Genomic DNA, 16,278 nt, shown 5'->3' on the forward strand with positions numbered 1-16,278 from the left:
CTTCCTGTCCTGTGGTGCCGGGCGGCATTATGTGCGCCGTGCCGGGGCGGCGGCCGGGGCGACAAACCCGATCTGCCTGAATGTCTCGCGCATGTGAGGCGAAAGTTCGGCCTCGACCACCAGCGTGCCCCCGGCGGGGTGCGGCAGTTCCAGCCTGCGGGCGTGCAGGTGCAGCCTGTCGGCAAAACCGGTGACATGCGCCTTGTCACCCCCGTATTTCGGGTCGCCCAGTATGGGGTTGCCCAGCGCCTCGCAATGCACGCGTAGCTGGTGGGTGCGGCCTGTCAGCGGCGAGAGCGCCAGCCACGACATCTTGCGCGCCGCCGCATCCAGCACTTCATATTCCGACAGGGCATGCACGGCATCCGCATCTCCGCGCTCGGCCACTACGCTGATGGCCCCTGCTCCCGCGCCCAGCTTGGTCAAAGGCTGGTCGATGATGCCGGTGGCGGGCGACGGACGCCCCACAACCACGGCCCAGTAGACCTTGCGCACGTCACGCCCCCTGAAGGCGGCTGCCAGCTTGGCCGCAACGCCCGGCGTGCGGGCCACGAGCAGCAGGCCCGACGTGTCACGGTCGATGCGGTGGACAAGACGGGGGCGCGGATCATCGGGATTTTCACGCAGGCCCTCGAGCAGCGCGTCGATATGGTGGGTGATGCCGGGGCCGCCCTGCACGGCAATGCCCGCAGGCTTGTTGAGCACAATCAGATGGTCATCGCGGTACAGCACCATCTTGTTGATCTCGCGCACCTGCCGCTCATCAAGCGGCCTGACCGCCAGCGGCGGCGGGCGGTTGGCATTGGGGATGGGCGGCACGCGCACGGCCTGCCCCGGCGCAAGGCGGGTTGCGGCGGTGGCGCGCTTGCCATCCACGCGCACCTGCCCCGTGCGGCACAGCTTTTGCAACGCGCCCTGCGTCAGGTGCGGGTAATGCCTGCGGAACCAGCGGTCGAGGCGGATATCGGCTTCGTCATCGCTGACGGTAAGGGTAACGACACTCATGACCCACGGCTTTCGCGCACTCTGTTCCAACTGTCCAGCCGTCGCGCGACTTCACGTTCATATCCGCGGTCGGTCGGCTGGTACAGTTTTGGCCTGCGCATGCCATCGGGGAAGTAGTTCTGCCCCGATATGCCGCCCTCCGTATCATGGTCATATTCATAGCCCTTGCCATAGCCGATATCCTTCATCAGCGCGGTGGGCGCGTTGAGGATGTGGGCTGGCGGCATGAGGCTGCCGGTGGCGCGTGCCGCCCGGCGGGCCATGTTGTAGCCCTTGTATACCGCGTTCGACTTGGGTGCCGTGGCCAGATGCACCACAAGCTGCGCAAGGGCCAGTTCCCCCTCCGGCGAGCCGAGGCGCTCGAAGGTTTCCCACGCGGCAACGGCCAACGGCAGGGCCTGGGGGTCGGCCATGCCCACGTCCTCGGCGGCGAAACGGGTGAGGCGGCGGGCGATGTAGCGCGGGTCCTCACCACCTTCGAGCATGCGGGCGAACCAGTACAGCGCCGCATCAGGGTCGGAGCCGCGCAGGGATTTATGCAGCGCCGAGATGAGGTTGTAATGTTCCTCGCGGTCCTTGTCATACAGCGCCGCGCGGCGGGCGAGCAGGCGCGACAGGGCGGCGGGGTCAAGCGGTTCGCGCTGCGGCGGCAGGGCCAGAAGCTGCTCGACCATGTTGAGCAGGTAGCGCCCGTCGCCATCAGCCATGGCGCGCAACGTTGCGCGGGCTTCGGGCGTAAGCGGCAGAGGCGTGCCGGTGGTGGCCTCGGCGCGGTCGAGCAACTGCTCCATCGCAGCATCATCCAGCCGGTGCAGCACCAGCACCTGGCAGCGTGAAAGCAGGGCGCTATTGAGCGCGAAGGACGGATTCTCGGTCGTGGCCCCCACCAGCACTACCGTGCCATCCTCCACCACCGGCAGGAAGCCATCCTGCTGGGCGCGGTTGAAGCGGTGAATTTCATCAACGAACAGAAGCGTGCCCCCGCCCGAGGCCGCCGTGCGCCGGGCCTCCTCAAACGCGCGCTTGAGGTCGGCAACACCCGAGAACACGGCCGAAAGCTGCACGAAGCGCAACCCGGCGGCGGCGGCAAGCAGGCGGGCGATGGTGGTCTTGCCCACGCCCGGGCCGCCCCACAAAATCAGGCTGGCGAGCGAGCCGCGCGCAAGCATCTGCCGCAGGCTGCCATCGGGGCCGAGCAGGTGGTCCTGACCTACCACCTCATCAAGCGTGGTGGGGCGCAGGCGGTCGGCAAGAGGCTGATTGCGGGCAGGCTGGGCGATGGGAGCCTGCGGAAACGCGACAGGGCCACGCGCGGGGGGCTGCGGGGCCGCGTTGCCAAACAGATCCGCCGGGCCATCATCCATGCTGTCTCGCCTGCCTGCCATATGCTCCTGCCTGTACGTGGTGCAACCGTGCCCCATTATGGGCTGTATCTGCATAGATTGGGAAGCATCATGGCCAATACCAGTCCCGGCGACATGATACTGGCGTATGTTATCTTGAAAAACAGGGATTTCTGAAGTTTTCGGGAAAAAGCTTCACCAAAAACTTCCTTCCGGTTTCTGGCAGGTTTACAGGCCGGGTTTTAAAATTTCATGGATCAAGCAATGGACATCATAAAAAAGGGCATTATCCGATCAGGTGAATACAAGGGATGGGAGATCGAAATCGATGATGACACGGCCGGAGATACAACCGGTTATTACATATACATAAAGAACATGAAAACGGAGCCCAATACTGGATATGATTTGTGGTTCCTGAATATGGAGGAACTCAAAAACGAATTGACATTTTTTGATGTCGATTGGGATGCCTGAGGATTTCGATATATCCACACAATAAAACGAATAAACGTGTTTGGGTGCCGCCTTGTTTTCAGGAAAGGCGGCATTGCCTGCACAGGCTTTCAGAACTGGAAATAGATGAACGCTTCTGGCGGCCTGCCCCCCACCAGAAACACCAGCAGCACGAAAGCGACCCCCGCCGCCACCGCCAGCCAGGGTGTGGGCCGCATGCGCTCCAGCACCATCTGCTGCGAGGCGGGACCGATGACCGCAATGACCAGCGCAAGCCCCAGCACCACGGGGTGGCCCACCGCCACGCCACCGCCGCCATGCGCGCCCAGCATTCCCGCCAGCATGCGCCCTGCCGTGGGCAGGTCGGCAGCGCGGAACACTACCCATGTCAACAACACGAAGGTCATGGTCAACCCGTAGCCCATGCCCCGTGGCAAAGTGCGCCCGGTGCGGTCCCACCCGTGAGCGGTGGCGAGGGCTGCGCCATGCAGCAGGCCCCAGACCACGAAATTCCACCCCGCACCGTGCCACAGACCGGCCAGCCCCATGGTGGCCATGACGTTCGCCGCCTGCCGCGCGGGCGCACAGCGGTTGCCGCCCAGCGGAATATAGACGTAATCACGCAGGAAGCGTGACAGCGTCATGTGCCACCGCCGCCAGAAGTCACGCACCGATACGGCCCGGTAAGGCGCATTGAAATTGAACGGCAGGCGGATGCCCATCATCAGCGCCATGCCGATCGCCATGTCCGAATAGCCGGAAAAATCGAAATAGATCTGGAGCATGAAGCTCACAGCCGCCAGCCACGCCGCCCCCAGCGCCGGGGCATGGCCCATATGGGCTGCCTCGAACACCGGCGTGCACAGGCCGCCCAGCGTATCGGCCAGCCCGACCTTCTTGCCCAGCCCCAGCAGCAGCAGCAGGCCGCCCCGGCCAAGGTTTTCCCACATGGCGGGCCCACGCGGGCTGGCATCGAACTGCGGAATCAGTTCGTTATGCCGCACGATGGGGCCTGCCACGAGTTGCGGGAAGAAGGTCACGAACTCCACAAAATCCGCCAGCCGGTAAACCCGCGCCTGCCCACGCCCGAGGTCAACGAGGTAGGATACTTTCTGGAACACGAAAAATGACAGCCCCAAGGGCAAAATCACCGGCCATGGCGCAGGCGCGCGCCCCATGGCGGCCAGCACGCAGCCCGCCAGCCAGAATGCGTATTTGAAGCCGAACAGCACCGCCAGATTGCCCGCAATGCCCAGCCACAGCCAGCCCCGCCACCGCGTGCGCCCCCACAATACGGCAACGCCCTGGCTGAAGCCGGTCATGCCCAGCAGAAAGGGCACGAACCGCCAGTCCCACAACCCGTAAAAGACAAGGGAGGCCGCGATGAGCACGGCCTGCCGGGCGCCCCTGCTGGCGGCTACGACATAATACAGCCCCAGCACCACCGGCAGGAAGACGAGCAGGAAAGGCTGGCCCGCAAACAGCATTCAGCCGCGACGTTCGGCCACGGCCTGCCCTGCCGCGTGCCCGCTGGCCCAGGCCCACTGGAAGTTGTAGCCCCCCAGCCAGCCGGTTACGTCCACCGCCTCGCCCACCATGAACAGCCCCGGTACGTCGCGTGCTTCCATATCACGCGAGGAGAGGCTGGCCGTATCCACGCCGCCGCGCGTCACCTCGGCCTTCACGTAGCCTTCCGTACCATGCGGGTTGAGCCGCCAGGCCCCGAGCATGCCAGCCGTATCGGCCAGCACCGAATCAGGCAGGCCCGCAAGCTGACCTTCGGGCAGGCAGGAGCGCGCAAAAAGCTGGGCCAGGCGCTGCGGCAGCAGCATGGACAGCATGGCCACCCCGCCCGCGCGCGGGCGGTCGCGCTTGATCTCGAGCAGGCGCGCGGCTGCGTTGATGCCCGGAAGCAGGTCGATCTCGAGCGCCTCGCCCGGCTGCCAGTACGATGATGCCTGCAAGATGGCAGGCCCCGACAGTCCGCGATGGGTGAACACCATGCCATCGCGGAAGGTGGCATGACGCGCCTGCCGCCCTGCCCCCTCATGGCAGGTAATGCCCACATTGACCGAAAGCCCGGCCAGCAGCTCCATCCACTCCCGGTCGCGCGCGCCAAAGGTCAGCGGCACGAGGGCGGGCGCGGGCGCCACCACGCGCAGCCCGAAACGGCGCGCGAGGTCATGCGCCAGCCCCGTGGCGCCAAGCTTGGGAATCGACAGCCCGCCTGTCGCCACGATCAGGCTCGGCGCATGGAACACGCCATGGTCGGTCTCGACGCGGTAATGGCCTGCCGCATCACGCGCCACGTCGATGATGCGGTGCGACAGGCGCATCTCCACGTGGCCTGCCGCGCATTCGCGCATGAGCATGTCCACGATGTCACGCGCCGAGCGGTCACAGAAGAGCTGGCCCGCCGCCTTCTCGTGCCACGGAATGCGGTGGCGCTGCACAAGGGCCAGAAAATCGGCGGGCGTGTACCGCGCCAGCGCCGATTTGGCGAAGTGCGGATTGGCGGACAGGAACTGCCCCGCCCCCGCATCCATGTTGGTGAAGTTGCACCGCCCGCCGCCCGAGATAAGGATCTTGCGCCCCGCGTGCTGCGCGTGGTCGAGCACCACCACGCGCGCGCCACCCTGCCCCGCCGTGGCAGCGGCCATGAGGCCCGCCGCCCCCGCGCCCAGCACGATGGCGTCGTGACCGCCCCCCTGCGTTGTCATGCGCTAGAAATCCAGGTCCGCGTAATGGGCGGGCGGCGTAAAGCCTGAAATCCGGTCCTGCAGCACGGAGCGGAAGCATGGCCGGCTCTTGACGCGGGCGTACCAGTCCTTGGCGGCAGGCGCTCGCGACCAGTCCACATCATCAAGAAAGTCGAGGCAGGACAGATGGGCGGCGGCCGCAAAATCTGCCAGCGAGAGCTGGTTGCCCGCCAGCCACCGCCGCGTTTCCGCCAGCCAGTCGATATAGGCGAGGTGGGTGCGGATGTTGGCATACCCCGCCCGCAGCGCCGCCCCATCGGGGTTGCCGGTGCCGGAGATGCGCTTGTACACTTTCTCGGTCAGCAGGTTGCGCGAGACCTCGTGGCCGAATTTCTCGTCAAACCACACCACCAGCCTGCGCACCTCCACCCGCTCGGCCAGCGTGCGGCCAAGCAGCGGGGTGTCGGGGTAGGCTTCCTCAAGGTATTCGCAGATCACCCACGAATCCGGAATGCACAGCCCGGTGTCTTCCTGCAGCATGGGCACGGTGCCCGCGGGGTTGCGGTCAAGATACTCGGGGCGCTGTTCCCACACACGCTCGATCTTGAGTTCAAACGGCAGCCGCTTTTCGCCCATCACGAGGCGAACCTTGCGGGCATAGGGCGAAAGGGGAAGGTGGTACAGGATGCGCATGTTCCCGCTTTATTGCATTGCCACGCCCTTCGCCAAGCCCCGAGTACGGCCCATGCCACACATCCCTGCAAAACAGGTAATGCATATCCATGAAAAGACAGGATTCCCTCGACAGTCAGGCTACGGCGCGGTAGCTGAAACAGACAGGCCCATTGACCCAGAGCAGGACAGGAACACGTTGCCAGACGAACTGCGCCCCACACCCAAGATCCGCGCCCGTGGCCGATCCTTTCTGGCCCTGGTCCTCTCCCCCGAACCCCTGCTGGCCGACTGGCTGGCAGGCCTTGATGCCCAGATCGCGCGCTCAAGCGCCTTTTTCGCGGGCAAGCCGGTCATTCTCGACCTCTCCCTGCTCGAGGCGGGAACCGAGGGGCTGGCCGGGCTTTATCCCGCGCTGCGCGCGCGCGGCATCCGCATCATTGGAATCGAAGGCGGCGACACCTCCTGGCCCGCCTGCGCCGGGTGGGACTGGCCCGCGGGCTTTCAGGGCGGCCGCGCCTCGGGCGCCGTGGAGATCCCCGATGATACGACACCTGCCCCCCCCGAGCCGCCGCGCGGGGGTTCGCTCATCATCGAGCAGCCGATCCGCTCTGGCCAGGTAATCATGAACCCTGATGGGGACATCATCATCCTCGGCTCGGTCGGTTCGGGGGCAGAGGTGACGGCAGGGGGCTCGATCCATGTCTATGGCCCGCTGCGCGGCCGCGCCATAGCAGGCATGAACGGCCAGCCCGACGCCCGAATCTTCGCCCATTCCATGCAGGCCGAACTGCTGGCGATCGACGGTTATTACATCACCGCCGAGGAAATCGACCCGCGCTATGTTGAAAAACCGGCGCAGATCATTCTCAATAATGACACACTTGTGGTCCAGCCGCTTGTTCCGCCCACCCTCAGGGGCCGCAAACCCTGAACTGACGCCCAAGCCCCCCGTTGCGCTTCACGCGCGCCCATTCATATTACAACCGTATCCATCAGGTCATGAACAAGAAAACACCCCCCAAAAGCGCACAAGGAACTACCCCCATGGCAAAAGTGCTGGTGGTCACATCCGGCAAGGGCGGCGTCGGCAAGACAACGTCCACGGCGGCACTCGGCGCGGCGCTGGCACAGACAGGCCAGAATGTGGTGGTGGTCGATTTCGATGTCGGGCTGCGTAACCTCGACCTGGTCATGGGGGCCGAGCGGCGCGTTGTGTTCGACCTGATCAACGTCATCCAGGGCGATGCCAAGCTTTCGCAGGCGCTGATCCGCGACAAGCGGATCGAGACGCTGTCCATCCTCCCCGCCTCGCAGACACGCGACAAGGATGCGCTGACCGCCGAGGGCGTGGCCAGCGTGATGGCGCAGCTGCGTGAAAAGTTCGACTGGGTGATCTGCGACAGCCCCGCCGGGATCGAGCGCGGCGCGCAACTGGCCATGCACCATGCCGACCACGCCATCGTGGTGACCAACCCCGAAGTCTCGTCGGTGCGCGACAGCGACCGCATCATCGGCATGCTCGACAGCACCACCAAGAAGGCCCAGGACGGCGGCAAGATCGAGAAGCACCTGCTGCTCACCCGCTATGATCCCGCCCGCGCCGCCCGGGGCGAGATGCTGCGCATCGAGGATGTGCTCGAGATCCTGTCCATCCCGCTGCTCGGCATCATCCCCGAAAGCGAGGAAGTGCTGCGCGCCTCCAACCTTGGCGCGCCGGTTACCCTGAGCAGCCCGGACAGCCCGCCCGCCCGCGCCTATGCCGAAGCCGCCCGCAGGCTGGAAGGCGAGAAGCTGGAAGTGACCGTGCCGGTTGAACGCAAGGGCCTGCTCGCACGTCTGTTCAAGGGGAAAAGCTGATGAGCTTGTTTGGCTCCTTTTTTGGCCGTAACAACAAGACCTCGGCCCCCGTCGCGCGCGACCGGCTGCAGATCCTGCTGGCCCACGAGCGCACGGGCAATGGCAATGAATCCGACCTGCTGAACAAGCTGCAGGCCGAAATTCTGGAAGTGATCAAGCGGCATATCGCCGTTGACCAGGACAAGGTGCAGGTCAAGCTGGACCGGGGCAATTCCGTCTCGATGCTGGAAATCGACATCGAAGTGCCGCAGCAGATGCGCCCCTCGGGCCAGCCTTAAGGCGGCCCGGGGCAGCCCCGCCGGTTACGACAGGCGGGGTTCGATCCAGCGCCGCGCGTGCTCGAAGTCACGCGTGACCGCCGCCTGGGCCGCCGCGACATCGCGCTGGCGCAGCGCCGTGATCAGGTCTTCATGCGGGTGGGTGCGCCCTTCGTGCTCGGCCTGGATCATCGGGCGCGACAGGGCATAGATCGGCCCGATCCGCATCCACAGGTTGCGCAGGATGTTTGCCGTCAGCGGCAGTTCGGCCAGGGCGGCGACGGTCGTGTGAAAATCGGCATTGAAAGCGGCCATGCCCCCGTCATCACGCGCGCGGGAGGCATCCATGAACTGGTGCTGCAAAATGACCAGCGCTTCGATGCCGTGGGTTGAGGCACGCCGGGCGGCGGCGGCGGCAAGGCGCATCTCAAGGTCCATCCGCAGGTCATGGATCTCGGCAAAGCTGCGCTGGGTCATGGCAGGCACGATGGCGGTGTTGCGGTCATTGAGTTCCAGCGCATGTTCGGACACAAGCCGCAGCAGCGCCTCACGCACGGGCGTGGGGCTCAGCCCGAGTTCAGCGGCAAGCGGGCGCAGGACCAGCCGTTCGCCAGAGCGATACCGGCTACGGATCAGCCCACGGCGCACATGATCATAGGCTTCCTCGCTCAAGGCGCGGCGGGGAAGCTTTTCGGGCTGGCCTGCGGTGAATGCTACCATGCGCTTGAGTGATCCTTAATGCAAATAGGTCTTATTAATTCAGATCAATAATGATCTGCACGTGAATGGCAACGCCTGTGCATGCGAAAAACCTGCCTTAACCCCCATTTTCTTGGGTTTATGGGCGTTTTTTCATGAACGGCGGCCCATTTTGGGGGGAACCACGCGCTCTTTCGGCCCGTTACGCCAGCAACCACCCTTCAACAGGCCTGTGGCTTGAGCAGGCCAATCCATACAGGGAAACCATCATGGCCGATGTTGCTGAAAATACGTTCCTGACCGACGTAAAGACCCTGCGCGAACGCGCGAAGAAAGCGATCGAGAAAGGCGCGCTCACCCCCGCCTATCAGGGCAACGTGCAGACCGCCATCGACCTGCTGCAGACCGTGGTGGCGACCGAGCTTGTCTGCGTGCTGCGTTATACGATGCATTCCATCTCTGTCGAGGGCATTACCAGCGAGAGCGTGGCCGCCGAGTTCGCCACCCACGCCAAGGAAGAACGCGCCCATATGATGTGGGCGGCCGAGCGCATCGATCAGCTTGGCGGCGTGCCCGACCTCTCGCCCGAGGGGCTGGCCACCCGCTCCGCCAGCGAATACGGCAATGGCGGCAACCTGGTTGAAATGGTGCGCCAGAACCTTGTGGCCGAACGGCTGGTGATCGAGCATTACCGTGAACTGATCCGCTATTTTGCCGATCACGACCCCACAACGCGCATCATGCTCGAGAAGATCCTGGCAGAAGAAGAAGAACACGCAACCGACATGCACGACCTGCTGGTGGCGCACGAGGGGCGTCCGTTCCTGAAATCCTGACCGCGTTTCCTGCCTGTTGCCCTGTGCGCATCTATCCTGCCCCGCATCCGCGGGGCGGGTAGTCCTGCCGCGCGTGTTATACTCCCCTGACCCGAACATGGAGAAACCGGATCATGAACCAGATCATGTCCCAACCGAAAACCTACGACCTGTTCATTGGTGGTGAATGGAGCGCGCCCGGCACGCCCGAGCGTGACACCATCCACAACCCCGCCACGGGCGAGGTGCTGGCCAAGGTGGCCGTGGCCAGCGAGGACGATGTCAACCGTGCGCTGCAGACCGCGCAGAAGGCTTTCCCCGCATGGAGCCGGCTGGTGGCGACCGACCGGGCTGACTATCTGTACCGGCTGATCGAGCTGATCAGACGCGACAGCGAAAAGCTGGCCCGCATCATTACCTCCGAAAACGGCAAGCCGCTCAAGGAAGCCCGCATCGAGGTCAACTTCGCCATCCAGCTCATCCGCTTCGCAGCCGAGAACGTGCGCCGCCTTGAAGGCAACATCATTCCCGGCAGCCGCCCCGGCGAGAAGATCCTGATCGAGAAGATTCCCCACGGCGTGGTGGCGGGCATCTCGGCATGGAATTTTCCGCTCGCACTCACCGCGCGCAAGCTCGGCCCGGCCCTTGCCGCAGGCAACACATTCGTCATCAAGCCGCATGAACTGACACCGCTCGCCACCTTCGCGCTGGCCGAACTCTCGGTCGAGGCGGGCTTCCCCAAAGGCGTGTTCAATGTCGTGACCGGCGGCGGCGCCACGGTGGGCAATGCACTGGTGACCAACCCCCTCACCAAGCTCATCACCATGACCGGCAGCACGCCCGCAGGCCGCAAGATCATGGCCGCGGCCTCTGAAGGGCTGAAGGAAGTGCGGCTTGAACTCGGCGGCAAGGCCCCGTTCATCGTGATGGAGGATGCCGATATTGAAAAGGCGGTAGACGCCGCCGTGGCCGCGCGCTTCATGAATTGCGGGCAGGTCTGCACGGCCAACGAGCGCACCTATGTACACACCGCCGTGTATGACGAATTCCTCAAACGCCTGCGTGAGAAGGTCGCCGCGCTGAAAACCGGCAACCCGCTCGATGAAGCCACCGACATGGGCCCCAAGATCAGCGCCGCCGAACTTGAGAAGGTGGATGCGATCGTGCAGAAAGCCATCGGGCAGGGTGCCAAGGTCGAACTCGGCGGCAAGCGCCTGACCGGCGGCGCATATGACAAGGGCAACTTCTACGCCCCCACCCTGCTGACCGGTGTCACGGCGGATATGGATATTGCGCAGAATGAAGTGTTCGGCCCCGTGCTGTCACTGATCCGCGTGAAGGACTTCGATGATGCCATCGCCCAGGCCAACAACTCGCGCTATGGCCTGTCGGCCTACATGTTCACGCAGAACCTGAAAAACATCATGCGCATGACCAACGAACTCAACTTTGGCGAGATTTACGTCAACCGCGAGGGCGGGGAAGCCGCGCAGGGCTTCCACCACGGTTATGGCGATAGCGGCATCGGTGGCGAGGACGGCCAGTACGGGCTTGAAGCCTATGTCGATACCAAGACCATCTACCTCAACGCATAAGCAGCACAGGCAGCCCCCACGCGCCATGGCGGCCCGGAGCACTCCGGGCCGCCTTTTTCATGCGCCGTAACCAAACTATAATGACCCGGACGGGTCTGTTATGGAGAGGGGCACATGGGCAGATACTACTATATGGTGTGCATGGAGTGCGGCGAGGTGGTCAACCTTGGCAAGGCCGTTGCCTTCACCGATGACCGCCTTGCGGCACCGGACCCGCTCTATGGTTTTGCGTTCACGACGGATGGCCACCAGCATGATGATGGAGACAACATCTCCCCCGTAACCATCATGACATGGCGGTACCTGGAGCATTTCATGATGCGCCATCGCGGCCATGAACTCCGCGTGCTGCCCGACCTGATTGAAAAATATGAAAATGACCATTTCCCGGTCTATGCGCCCGGCGATCCGTTCGGAACCGATGAGTACCTGCCGGATGAAAGCTACTACCGCTCCCCCACCGGCCGCCCCGACCAGGACCGCGATGCGGCACGGGTGCCCGACAGCGTCGTGAAACGGTTAAAGGAATTACAGGCCGGAAAGAACGTATCCGTACCGATATGGGACACCGAAGACCAAGCCTGATGCACCGCAAAAACGCTACTCTTTTAAAAACCGATCCTTAAATCTGGCGCATCCACACCGTATCGATCGCATGGCTGGGGCTTTTGTGCATGACCACGCGGGCGCGCTCGCGCGTGGGCAGGATGTTCTGCTGCAGGTTGGGCAGGTTGATCCGCCGCCAGATGTCGCGCGCAAGCTGCTCGGCCTCGCCTTCCGGCAGGTCGGCGTAATGGTGGAAATAGGACGTGGGCTTGCGGAAGGCGGTTTTCTGCAACAGCAGGAAGCGTTTGACGTACCAGTCCTCGATCACCCGCGTATCAGCATCGAGATAGATCGAGAAATCAAAGAAGTCAGACGCCATGAACGGCTGCTCGGACACGGTCTGGAGCACGTTCAGCCCCTCGAAGATCAGGATATCGGGCTGGTCGATCACCTGATGGCGGCCGGGGATGATGTCATAGGCCTCATGCGAGTAAACCGGCACCTTGAGGTTGCGCCCGCCCGCCTTGAGTGCCGAGAGAAAGCTGATCATCTGCCGCAGGTCATAACTTTCGGGGAAGCCCTTGCGGTGCATGAGGTTGCGCTTTTCCAGCGCGCGCGTGGGCAGCAGGAAGCCATCGGTCGTGACCAGCGCCACGTTCGGGTGGTCAGGCCAGCGCGACAGCACGGCCTGCAGCAGGCGGGCAAACGTGCTCTTGCCCACCCCCACGCTGCCCGCAATGCCGATCACGAACGGCATGGTCACACCCGGCCTGCCCATGAACGCGCTCTTGACCATGCTGTTCAGGCTGCGGGTGGCCATGACATGCAGGTTGAGCAGGCGCGACAGCGGCAGGTAGATCTCGGTTATGTCCTCAAGCGAGACCGGCTCGTTATGCCCGCGCAGCGTGGCGATATCGGCCTCGCCCAGCGATTGCGGCACATTGGCGCGGAGTGCTGCCCATTCGGGGCGGGGAAAGATCAGGTAAGGCTGCACCGGGCCGGGGGCCGGATGCGTGGAGATGACGGGACGCGCGTCCAGCATGCAGTCCTCCATGCCCTTGTCCTTTCTGCTGTGGCAGCCCGCCCATGGGTGCAGGCCATCTGCCGCGTATCACCATCGCCTGCGCCAATCCAGATATGGACCGCCCAAATTAGCGTGTACGCCCGCCACAACCCGCCGCATTCCGCCCATCCTGACACAGACGTGACAATTGTGACACACTGCGCCATGCTGCATGGATGGTATGGACCCCACGGCGCCCCTGCCGGGCATCGGGCCTGCAGGCTGGCCGTTTGCCCCTCATGGCGGCCCCTATGCCGCACCACGCCAATGACAGGGATAATGTCATGAACGACCCGACCATCCACCCGTTTTCCGCCACGGCCCGGCAGAGCACGCCCGCGGACTGGACGGACGGGCACGCCCGCGCCACCCTGCGCCGCATTCTTGATGCCGCCATCCACAGCGCCCTGCCCGAGCAGGTGCTGCAACGCTACCTGCCCCAAAGGCCCAAGGGCCGATGCGTGGTGGTGGGCGCGGGCAAGGCGGCGGCGACCATGGCAGCCGCCCTCGAACGCGCCTGGCCGGATGTGGAGATGAGCGGCTGCGTGGTCACGCGCGACGGGCACGCCGCCCCCACGCGCCGCATCCGCGTGCTGGAGGCCGCCCATCCCGTGCCCGACGCCCGCAGCGTGGCCGCAGGCCATGCCATGATGGTGGAAGTCGCCGACCTGGGGCCTGATGATCTGGTCATTGCCCTGATTTCCGGCGGTGGATCAGCGCTGCTGGAACTGCCCAAGCCGGGCGTGACGCTCGATGACCTGCGCACCATCAACCGCGCCCTGCTGCATAGCGGGGCCAGCATACGCGACATGAACGTGGTGCGCCGCCACCTCTCGGCCATCAAGGGCGGCGGGCTGGCTGTCGCCGCCAGTCCCGCGCGGGTCGTGACGCTGGCCATAAGCGACGTGCCGGGCGATGATCCGCTGACCATTGCCAGCGGCCCCACGGTGGCGGACCCCACCACCCCTGCCGATGCCCGCGCCATCATTGCCCATTATGGAATTGCCCTGCCCGAGGCAGCGCGAAAGGTGCTGGAACACGATGCCGGGCCGATGGCGCTTTCACCCGCCAATCAGGTCGTGCTGATCGCAACGCCGCTGATGGCGCTACAGGCCGCAGCCAGCGCCGCACGCGCATGCGGGCTGACACCGCTCATTTTGGGAGATGCGCTGGAGGGCGAAAGCCGCGACGCCGGCACGCTCATGGCCGGGATCGCCCTGTCGGCCCGCCTGCACGACCTGCCCGTGGCGGGGCCTGCCGTGCTGCTTTCAGGCGGCGAGACGACGGTGAGCATCGACCCGGCCGGCCCCCCGCCAGGGCGGGGCGGGCGCAATACCGAATTCCTGCTCTCCATGGCCTGCGCGCTGCAGGGGCAGCAGGGCATCTGGGCCATTGCGGCAGATAGCGATGGCATTGATGGCACCGAGGACGCGGCAGGCGCCATCATCACCCCCGATACGCTGGCCCGCGCCGAAGCCGCAGGCTGCAACCCGCGCGCCGCCCTGCGCGCGCATGACAGTTACACGGCGTTCGGGCAGACGGGCGATCTGGTCATGACCGGCCCCACGCTGACCAATGTGAACGACATCCGCGCGGTACTGGTGCTGTAAGAGCGTATCTGAAAAACAAATAGCCGTTTCCGGACGCAGCCTTTTTTCAAACAAGGCGGCATTCTCTGAGGCTTTTTGAAAACGGCTATTTGCCGCCCGGCTTGCCGAAGCTGAGCTGCGTGTCAGGCACGACAAAATGCTTGCCGTCATCACTTTCAGGCTGATCATCATCGCCAGCCTGATTGGGGTCATAACCCGATGAGATCATCCGCATCGCCTCGGCGTCAGGGGGGGGATGAAAATCCTCGGTGGCCCCGTCCTCACCGGGGTTGGGCGGCCTGGGCAGATGGCGCGAGAGCGGGCGCAGGGCATTGCTTGCATGCGTGGCATGATGCCCCTCCCACGCGCTGCGGCCGAGCGGAGGGGGCATTTCATCCACATCATCGGGATCATTATCGCCGTCGTGCCCGCTGCTACAGGCAGCAAGGCAGGCCAGCAATCCGATCATTGCAAGACGTGGTTTCATTCCCACTGCCCTTACCCCCGCTTTTCAGGCCCTGCTCCCGCCATGGCACGGGCCACGCCAGAGCGCAGGGACGATAGCCTGTTACAATGGAACAGGCCAAGGGCAATCAGTCCGCCCCCTCCTCATCGGGGCCGACGAGCATGGCTTCAGCCACGACACCGGCCTGCTCGCGCACGCGGCGCTCGATATCGGCAGCCATTTCGGGGTGGTCGCGCAGGAACTGCTTGGCGTTCTCGCGCCCCTGGCCAATGCGCTGGCTATCGCACGAGAACCAGGCACCGGACTTTTCAACAATGCCCGCCTTGACGCCAAGGTCGATCAGTTCGCCAACCTTGCTGATTCCCTCGCCATACATGATGTCGAACTCGACCTGGCGGAAGGGGGGCGCCATCTTGTTCTTGACCACCTTGACGCGGGTCTGGTTGCCGGTCACCTCATCCTTGTCCTTGATCGAGCCGATGCGGCGGATGTCCATGCGCACGGAGGCATAGAACTTCAGCGCGTTACCGCCTGTCGTGGTTTCGGGGCTGCCGAACATCACGCCAATCTTGAGCCGGATCTGGTTAAGGAAGATCAGCATGGTGTTGGAGCGCGAGACGGAGCCGGTCAGCTTGCGCAGCGCCTGGCTCATGAGGCGGGCATGCAGGCCCACATGGCTGTCGCCCATGTCGCCCTCAAGCTCGGCGCGCGGCACAAGGGCCGCCACGCTATCGACCACCAGCACGTCAATCGCGCCCGAGCGCACCAGCGTATCGGCAATCTCGAGCGCCTGCTCGCCCGCATCGGGCTGGCTGATCAGCAGGTTGTCCACATCCACGCCCAGCTTGCGGGCATAGCCGGGGTCAAGCGCGTGCTCGGCATCGATGAAGGCGCAGGTGCCACCCTTGCGCTGCGCCTCGGCAATGGCGTGCAGCGCCATGGTGGTCTTGCCCGAGCTTTCGGGGCCATAAATCTCGACAATACGGCCACGTGGCAGGCCGCCAATGCCCAGCGCGATATCGAGGCCGAGCGAACCGGTGGAGATCACATCCACCTGCTCGGACGGGCGCTCGCCCATGCGCATGATCGAGCCCTTGCCGAACGCGCGCTCGATCTGGCTCAATGCCCCTTCCAGGGCCTTGCTTTTATCTATACCCGGAGCCTGTGCCATTGCCTGCCTACCTGGTTCTGGTGGAATGAAACCTTATAACGG

At 64.4% G+C, this 16,278-nt stretch carries 17 protein-coding genes; 8 read left to right on the forward strand and 9 right to left on the reverse strand.

What is annotated here, in order from left to right; translation table 11 throughout:
• Nucleotides 1–27: 27 nt before the first annotated feature.
• Nucleotides 28–1,005, reverse strand: coding sequence for an RluA family pseudouridine synthase (locus tag R5N89_RS11190; RefSeq protein WP_110566820.1), 978 nt, complete (start codon nucleotides 1,003–1,005; stop codon nucleotides 28–30).
• Entirely contained in the window at nucleotides 1,002–2,390 is a 1,389-nt protein-coding gene (locus R5N89_RS11195; protein WP_110566822.1) for a replication-associated recombination protein A, read from the reverse strand. Before R5N89_RS11195 ends, R5N89_RS11190 begins: the two co-directional genes overlap by 4 nt.
• Nucleotides 2,391–2,600: 210 nt before the next feature.
• On the opposite strand from R5N89_RS11195, the gene R5N89_RS11200 reads away from it, so the two are divergent.
• Nucleotides 2,601–2,825, forward strand: a complete 225-nt coding sequence (locus tag R5N89_RS11200) for a hypothetical protein (protein WP_146220175.1) — start codon at nucleotides 2,601–2,603, stop codon at nucleotides 2,823–2,825.
• 89 nt (nucleotides 2,826–2,914) lie between these two features.
• Here R5N89_RS11200 and R5N89_RS11205 read toward each other — a convergent pair whose 3' ends face one another.
• Genes R5N89_RS11205 through R5N89_RS11215 form a run of 3 tightly spaced genes read right to left on the reverse strand, consistent with a single transcriptional unit; the run spans nucleotide 2,915 to nucleotide 6,196 of the window.
• A complete protein-coding gene (locus tag R5N89_RS11205) occupies nucleotides 2,915–4,291 on the reverse strand; it encodes an MBOAT family protein (RefSeq protein ID WP_110566826.1) in 1,377 nt (458 codons plus the stop codon).
• Nucleotides 4,292–5,524 (reverse strand): aminoacetone oxidase family FAD-binding enzyme, encoded by a 1,233-nt coding sequence (locus R5N89_RS11210; protein WP_110566828.1) that lies wholly within the window; start codon nucleotides 5,522–5,524, stop codon nucleotides 4,292–4,294.
• Nucleotides 5,525–5,527: 3 nt separating this feature from the next.
• Nucleotides 5,528–6,196 carry a glutathione S-transferase family protein gene (locus tag R5N89_RS11215; protein ID WP_110566830.1) on the reverse strand — a complete coding sequence of 223 codons (669 nt, stop codon included), beginning with the start codon at nucleotides 6,194–6,196 and terminating at the stop codon, nucleotides 5,528–5,530.
• A 178-nt stretch (nucleotides 6,197–6,374) separates the two neighbouring features.
• On the opposite strand from R5N89_RS11215, the gene minC reads away from it, so the two are divergent.
• The 3 genes from minC (at nucleotide 6,375) to minE (ending at nucleotide 8,313) form a co-directional block, all read left to right on the forward strand.
• Nucleotides 6,375–7,109 (forward strand): septum site-determining protein MinC, encoded by a 735-nt coding sequence (gene minC / locus R5N89_RS11220; protein ID WP_110566832.1) that lies wholly within the window; start codon nucleotides 6,375–6,377, stop codon nucleotides 7,107–7,109.
• A 113-nt stretch (nucleotides 7,110–7,222) separates the two neighbouring features.
• Nucleotides 7,223–8,035, forward strand: coding sequence for a septum site-determining protein MinD (minD, locus tag R5N89_RS11225; RefSeq protein WP_110566834.1), 813 nt, complete (start codon nucleotides 7,223–7,225; stop codon nucleotides 8,033–8,035).
• A complete protein-coding gene (gene minE, locus R5N89_RS11230; protein WP_110566836.1) occupies nucleotides 8,035–8,313 on the forward strand; it encodes a cell division topological specificity factor MinE in 279 nt (92 codons plus the stop codon). Before minD ends, minE begins: the two co-directional genes overlap by 1 nt.
• A 24-nt stretch (nucleotides 8,314–8,337) precedes the next feature.
• Here minE and R5N89_RS11235 read toward each other — a convergent pair whose 3' ends face one another.
• On the reverse strand, nucleotides 8,338–9,012 hold the full coding sequence (locus R5N89_RS11235; RefSeq protein WP_110566838.1) for a GntR family transcriptional regulator: 675 nt from the start codon (nucleotides 9,010–9,012) through the stop codon (nucleotides 8,338–8,340).
• A 248-nt stretch (nucleotides 9,013–9,260) separates the two neighbouring features.
• On the opposite strand from R5N89_RS11235, the gene R5N89_RS11240 reads away from it, so the two are divergent.
• The 3 genes from R5N89_RS11240 (at nucleotide 9,261) to R5N89_RS11250 (ending at nucleotide 11,986) form a co-directional block, all read left to right on the forward strand.
• Entirely contained in the window at nucleotides 9,261–9,827 is a 567-nt protein-coding gene (locus R5N89_RS11240; RefSeq protein ID WP_110566840.1) for a bacterioferritin, read from the forward strand.
• Nucleotides 9,828–9,952: 125 nt separating this feature from the next.
• Nucleotides 9,953–11,401 (forward strand): aldehyde dehydrogenase, encoded by a 1,449-nt coding sequence (gene aldA / locus R5N89_RS11245; protein WP_110566952.1) that lies wholly within the window; start codon nucleotides 9,953–9,955, stop codon nucleotides 11,399–11,401.
• 114 nt (nucleotides 11,402–11,515) lie between these two features.
• The gene (locus R5N89_RS11250; RefSeq protein WP_110566842.1) at nucleotides 11,516–11,986 is read left to right on the forward strand and encodes a hypothetical protein; all 471 of its coding nucleotides are present in this window, start codon (nucleotides 11,516–11,518) and stop codon (nucleotides 11,984–11,986) included.
• A gap of 37 nt (nucleotides 11,987–12,023) precedes the next feature.
• On the opposite strand, the gene coaA is transcribed toward R5N89_RS11250, so the two are convergent.
• Nucleotides 12,024–12,989 carry a type I pantothenate kinase gene (coaA, locus tag R5N89_RS11255; protein ID WP_244192030.1) on the reverse strand — a complete coding sequence of 322 codons (966 nt, stop codon included), beginning with the start codon at nucleotides 12,987–12,989 and terminating at the stop codon, nucleotides 12,024–12,026.
• A 305-nt stretch (nucleotides 12,990–13,294) separates the two neighbouring features.
• Here coaA and R5N89_RS11260 point away from each other — a divergent pair, with 305 nt between their 5' ends.
• Nucleotides 13,295–14,620, forward strand: coding sequence for a glycerate kinase (locus R5N89_RS11260; protein WP_110566954.1), 1,326 nt, complete (start codon nucleotides 13,295–13,297; stop codon nucleotides 14,618–14,620).
• 85 nt (nucleotides 14,621–14,705) lie between these two features.
• Here the strand turns inward: R5N89_RS11260 and R5N89_RS11265 are convergent, their stop codons facing one another.
• Nucleotides 14,706–15,086, reverse strand: a complete 381-nt coding sequence (locus R5N89_RS11265; RefSeq protein ID WP_244192031.1) for a hypothetical protein — start codon at nucleotides 15,084–15,086, stop codon at nucleotides 14,706–14,708.
• 106 nt (nucleotides 15,087–15,192) lie between these two features.
• Complete coding sequence (gene recA / locus R5N89_RS11270; protein WP_078526443.1) at nucleotides 15,193–16,236, reverse strand: recombinase RecA; 1,044 nt, start codon at nucleotides 16,234–16,236, stop codon at nucleotides 15,193–15,195.
• Nucleotides 16,237–16,278: the final 42 nt, after the last annotated feature.

It is taken from the genome of Komagataeibacter sucrofermentans DSM 15973, from assembly GCF_040581405.1.
Classification (GTDB): Bacteria; Pseudomonadota; Alphaproteobacteria; order Acetobacterales; family Acetobacteraceae; genus Komagataeibacter; species Komagataeibacter sucrofermentans.